Origin of the sequence: Amycolatopsis sp. NPDC052450, from assembly GCF_044547565.1 — a bacterium.
In the GTDB taxonomy this organism is placed as follows: domain Bacteria; phylum Actinomycetota; class Actinomycetes; order Mycobacteriales; family Pseudonocardiaceae; genus Amycolatopsis.
In genome coordinates this window covers 1-4,987 of record NZ_JBIUAQ010000063.1, presented here as the reverse complement: position 1 = coordinate 4,987, position 4,987 = coordinate 1, and the positions used below count along the sequence as shown (strand labels likewise).

Sequence of the window (4,987 nt, the reverse complement as noted above, 5' to 3'; positions counted from 1 at the left end):
GTGTTGCTTGAGAACTCAACAGTGTGCTAGTGAACTAAGCCAGTAGAGCTTATGTATTTGAACCTCGTTTGAGGTTCCTTTGAGAGCATTATTTTGCCTCGATTGAATTCGAAGACATTGTTGGAGAGTTTGATCCTGGCTCAGGACGAACGCTGGCGGCGTGCTTAACACATGCAAGTCGAACGATGAAGCCTTCGGGTGGATTAGTGGCGAACGGGTGAGTAACACGTGGGCAATCTGCCCTGTACTTTGGGATAAGCCTGGGAAACTGGGTCTAATACCGGATATCACCAGTCCTCGCATGGGGGTTGGTTGAAAGTTCTGGCGGTACAGGATGAGCCCGCGGCCTATCAGCTTGTTGGTGGGGTAATGGCCTACCAAGGCGACGACGGGTAGCCGGCCTGAGAGGGTGACCGGCCACACTGGGACTGAGACACGGCCCAGACTCCTACGGGAGGCAGCAGTGGGGAATATTGCACAATGGGCGAAAGCCTGATGCAGCGACGCCGCGTGAGGGATGACGGCCTTCGGGTTGTAAACCTCTTTCGCCAGGGACGAAGCGCAAGTGACGGTACCTGGATAAGAAGCACCGGCTAACTACGTGCCAGCAGCCGCGGTAATACGTAGGGTGCAAGCGTTGTCCGGAATTATTGGGCGTAAAGAGCTCGTAGGCGGTTTGTCGCGTCGTTCGTGAAAACTCCACGCTTAACGTGGAGCGTGCGGGCGATACGGGCAGACTTGAGTTCGGTAGGGGAGACTGGAATTCCTGGTGTAGCGGTGAAATGCGCAGATATCAGGAGGAACACCGGTGGCGAAGGCGGGTCTCTGGGCCGATACTGACGCTGAGGAGCGAAAGCGTGGGGAGCGAACAGGATTAGATACCCTGGTAGTCCACGCTGTAAACGTTGGGCGCTAGGTGTGGGCGACATCCACGTTGTCCGTGCCGTAGCTAACGCATTAAGCGCCCCGCCTGGGGAGTACGGCCGCAAGGCTAAAACTCAAAGGAATTGACGGGGGCCCGCACAAGCGGCGGAGCATGTGGATTAATTCGATGCAACGCGAAGAACCTTACCTGGGCTTGACATGCGCCAGACATCCCTAGAGATAGGGCTTCCCTTGTGGTTGGTGTACAGGTGGTGCATGGCTGTCGTCAGCTCGTGTCGTGAGATGTTGGGTTAAGTCCCGCAACGAGCGCAACCCTTATCCTACGTTGCCAGCGCGTTATGGCGGGGACTCGTGGGAGACTGCCGGGGTCAACTCGGAGGAAGGTGGGGATGACGTCAAGTCATCATGCCCCTTATGTCCAGGGCTTCACACATGCTACAATGGCTGGTACAGAGGGCTGCGATACCGCGAGGTGGAGCGAATCCCTTAAAGCCGGTCTCAGTTCGGATCGCAGTCTGCAACTCGACTGCGTGAAGTCGGAGTCGCTAGTAATCGCAGATCAGCAACGCTGCGGTGAATACGTTCCCGGGCCTTGTACACACCGCCCGTCACGTCATGAAAGTCGGTAACACCCGAAGCCCATGGCCCAACCCGCAAGGGGGGGAGTGGTCGAAGGTGGGACTGGCGATTGGGACGAAGTCGTAACAAGGTAGCCGTACCGGAAGGTGCGGCTGGATCACCTCCTTTCTAAGGAGCAACACATCCACCCCGCCGGGATACCCGGACCAACGGTGGTGGAGTGGCCAGGGTTTCAACACCGAACGTGTGTTGGCACTGGTTGCTCAAGGAATTGTGGAACTACTGGTTTATGCGATCGCCGGCTGTTGCCGGGGCGTCTGAGTACTGCTTCCTCTTGAGGGGGCGTGGAAAGGGTGATCCCGGGATGATCGGGGATGGTGTTCACGAGCACGCTGTTGGGTCCTGAGGCAACACGCCAAGGGGCTTACACGAGCTCCGGGAGTTTGTTTCTGGTGTGGTGTTTGAGAACTGTAGAGTGGATGCGAGCATCTTTGTGGTCAAGTTGTTAAGGGCACATGGTGGATGTCTTGGCTTCAGGAGCCGATGAAGGACGTGGGAGGCTGCGATATGCCTCGGGGAGCTGTCAACCGAGCTGTGATCCGAGGATTTCCGAATGGGGAAACCCAGCACCAGTTATGTGGTGTTACCCGCATCTGAATATATAGGGTGTGTGGAGGGAACGCGGGGAAGTGAAACATCTCAGTACCCGTAGGAAGAGAAAACAACCGTGATTCCGTGAGTAGTGGCGAGCGAAAGCGGAAGAGGCTAAACCATGCACATGTCAAGCTGTCAGGCGTTGTGTGTGTGGTGTTGTGGGACCCAGCGTCGAGGATCTGACAGTCCTCGGAACGATCGCGTGTGTTAGTGGAACGCCTTGGGATGGGCGACCGGAGTGGGTGAGAGTCCCGTACGCGAAAACATGTTGTGGATCGTTTGTTTGGTGTTCCCGAGTAGCAGCGAGCTCGTGGAATTTGCTGTGAATCTGCCGGGACCACCCGGTAAGCCTAAATACTTCCTGAAGACCGATAGCGGACTAGTACCGTGAGGGAAAGATGAAAAGTACCCCGGGAGGGGAGTGAAAGAGTACCTGAAACCGTGTGCCTACAAGCCGTCAGAGCCCGAGCACATCCTTGTGATGTTGAGGTGATGGCGTGCCTTTTGAAGAATGAGCCTGCGAGTTAGTGCTGCGTGGCGAGGTTAACCCGTGTGGGGTAGCCGTAGCGAAAGCGAGTCTGAATAGGGCGTCTGAGTCGCGTGGTCTAGACCCGAAGCGGAGTGATCTACCCATGGCCAGGCTGAAGCGTCGGTAAGACGACGTGGAGGGCCGAACCCACTTAGGTTGAAAACTGAGGGGATGAGCTGTGGGTAGGGGTGAAAGGCCAATCAAACTCCGTGATAGCTGGTTCTCCCCGAAATGCATTTAGGTGCAGCGTCACATGTTTCACCACGGGGGTAGAGCTACTGGATGGTCTAGGGGCCTTACCGGGTTACCGAAATCAACCAAACTCCGAATACCGTGGTGTGAGAGTGTGGCAGTGAGACGGCGGGGGATAAGCTTCGTCGTCGAGAGGGAAACAGCCCAGAACACCAGCTAAGGCCCCCAAGTGTGTGCTCAGTGGGAAAGGATGTGGGATTGCCCAGACAACCAGGAGGTTGGCTTAGAAGCAGCCACCCTTGAAAGAGTGCGTAATAGCTCACTGGTCAAGTGGTCCTGCGCCGACAATGTAGCGGGGCTTAAGCACACCGCCGAAGCTGTGTCATTGACACATATAGATCGGCGTTCTCCTTGCGGGAACGTCTAGTCGTGTTGATGGGTAGGGGAGCGTCCTGCATCCAGGGAAGCGGCGGCGGAAGCCAGTCGTGGAGGGTGTGGGAGTGAGAATGCAGGCATGAGTAGCGAATGCAGAGTGAGAAACTCTGCCGCCGGATGACCAAGGGTTCCTGGGCCAGGCTAATCCGCCCAGGGTAAGTCGGGACCTAAGGCGAGGCCGACAGGCGTAGTCGATGGATAACGGGTTGATATTCCCGTACCCGAGCACGTGCGCCCAGGATGAGGCGGTTGATACTAACCACCCAAAGCCTCGTGTTGAAGCCTTCGGGTGGATACGCGAGTGTGGAGCGTGGGATCTGATTCCGTAGTAGTCGAGTGATGGGGTGACGCAGGAAGGTAGCTCCGCCAGTGAGTGGTAGTACTGGTGTAAGCGTGTAGGCCGAAACATAGGTAAATCCGTGTTTCACGAGGCTGAGACGTGATGCGTAGCCGATTGAGGTGAAGTAGAGTGATCCTATGCTGCCGAGAAAAGCCTCTAGCGAGTGCGTGCACGGCCCGTACCCCAAACCAACACAGGTGGTCAGGTAGAGAATACTAAGGCGATCGGGTGAACTGTGGTTAAGGAACTCGGCAAAATGCCCCCGTAACTTCGGGAGAAGGGGGGCCAGTGTTCCTGAAGCCTCTTGCAGGCTAGGGAATGGTGGCCGCAGAGACCAGCGGAAAGCGACTGTTTACTAAAAACACAGGTCCATGCGAAGTCGCAAGACGATGTATATGGACTGACGCCTGCCCGGTGCTGGAACGTTAAGAGGACCGGTTAACCCTTCGGGGTGAAGCTGAGAATTTAAGCGCCAGTAAACGGCGGTGGTAACTATAACCATCCTAAGGTAGCGAAATTCCTTGTCGGGTAAGTTCCGACCTGCACGAATGGCGTAACGACTTTCCGGCTGTCTCAACCACAGGCCCGGCGAAATTGCACTACGAGTAAAGATGCTCGTTACGCGCGGCAGGACGGAAAGACCCCGGGACCTTTACTATAGTTTGGTATTGGTTTTCGGTTCGGCTTGTGTAGGATAGGTGGGAGACTGTGAAGCCGGCACGCTAGTGTTGGTGGAGTCGTTGTTGAAATACCACTCTGGTCGGATTGGGAATCTGAACCTCGGACCATGATCTGGTTCAGGGACAGTGCCTGATGGGTAGTTTAACTGGGGCGGTTGCCTCCTAAAGAGTAACGGAGGCGCCCAAAGGTTCCCTCAGCCTGGTTGGCAATCAGGTGTTGAGTGCAAGTGCACAAGGGAGCTTGACTGTGAGACAGACATGTCGAGCAGGGACGAAAGTCGGGACTAGTGATCCGGCACCACCTGGTGGAAGGGGTGTCGCTCAACGGATAAAAGGTACCCCGGGGATAACAGGCTGATCTTGCCCAAGAGTCCATATCGACGGCATGGTTTGGCACCTCGATGTCGGCTCGTCGCATCCTGGGGCCGGAGTAGGTCCCAAGGGTTGGGCTGTTCGCCCATTAAAGCGGCACGCGAGCTGGGTTTAGAACGTCGTGAGACAGTTCGGTCCCTATCCGCCGCGCGCGTAGGATACTTGAGGAAGGCTGTCCCTAGTACGAGAGGACCGGGACGGACGAACCTCTGGTATGCCAGTTGTCACGCCAGTGGCATGGCTGGTTGGCCACGTTCGGAAGGGATAACCGCTGAAGGCATCTAAGCGGGAAGCCTGTTCCAAGATGAGGTATCCCACCCC

The 4,987-nt window shown here is 56.3% G+C and carries 2 rRNA genes; both read left to right on the top strand.

Annotation, left to right across the window (positions count from 1 at the left end):
- The first annotated feature begins 117 nt into the window (after window positions 1-117).
- Window positions 118-1,632: ribosomal RNA gene (locus tag ACIHAO_RS42890) — 16S ribosomal RNA — on the top strand.
- Window positions 1,633-1,959: 327 nt separating this feature from the next.
- Window positions 1,960-4,987: ribosomal RNA gene (locus ACIHAO_RS42885) — 23S ribosomal RNA — on the top strand; the annotation flags it as partial.